Below are 678 nucleotides of genomic sequence, written 5' to 3' on the forward strand. Positions count from 1 at the left end.
TAACGCCCTGTTAAGGTGTGAGCAACGCAATACCGAAGTCGCCGCATACAACCTTAATCACTAAACGCAACGCATAGTAAAAATGCCACGCGTTGCGAATCACTCTTAAACAGTTTGTTATAGCGCTAGTTTGGCGTAGTTGATGAAGACGCGTTTGCTGCTTGAGTTGCTTGTTCTGGTGTCATTTGGCCAAAAAGCGTGTCCATCATAAAACCAATTCTCTTACTTGCATCACCAAATTTATTAGGATTAGCGGTATAAGGAACTTTAAATTTCACTTCCCCAACTCTTTGCCCGCCTTGATAAGCTGTTATCTCCGCGTTTTTCAAATATAACGCCAGATCCCACCCCCAGTGACCTTCATATTCAAGAGTCAATTTGTTCAGGTCGTGCTTAGAATTATCAGGTACGACAACATAAGAATAGTTATGTTCTTGTAGCCAAGACTCAATTGTATTTTGGAACCCAGAGCGAGTTTCATTATCTTTAACAACAACTATTTCCGACTTAATATTAGTCTCAGGAACAGGGGTGCCCATATATCTGGGAGACCCACAACCAACTAGTGTAAGAGAAGCTAAAGACAACACTATAATTTTTTTCATTTTTATTTTCTCATATTGTTTTTCAGACACATTGTATCTGTTTGTTTATGCGCTATAACGCCGCATTAAGGTG

1 protein-coding gene is annotated in these 678 nt (G+C 39.8%); it reads right to left on the minus strand.

Annotated elements, in window-relative coordinates; translation table 11 throughout:
* Positions 1 to 125 precede the first annotated feature (125 nt).
* Positions 126 to 605 carry an Sbal_3080 family lipoprotein gene (locus EX191_RS22760; protein WP_017449622.1) on the minus strand — a complete coding sequence of 160 codons (480 nt, stop codon included), beginning with the start codon at positions 603 to 605 and terminating at the stop codon, positions 126 to 128.
* Positions 606 to 678: the final 73 nt, after the last annotated feature.

Source organism: Vibrio chemaguriensis (assembly GCF_012275705.1).
GTDB classification, from domain to species: Bacteria; Pseudomonadota; Gammaproteobacteria; order Enterobacterales; family Vibrionaceae; genus Vibrio; species Vibrio diabolicus.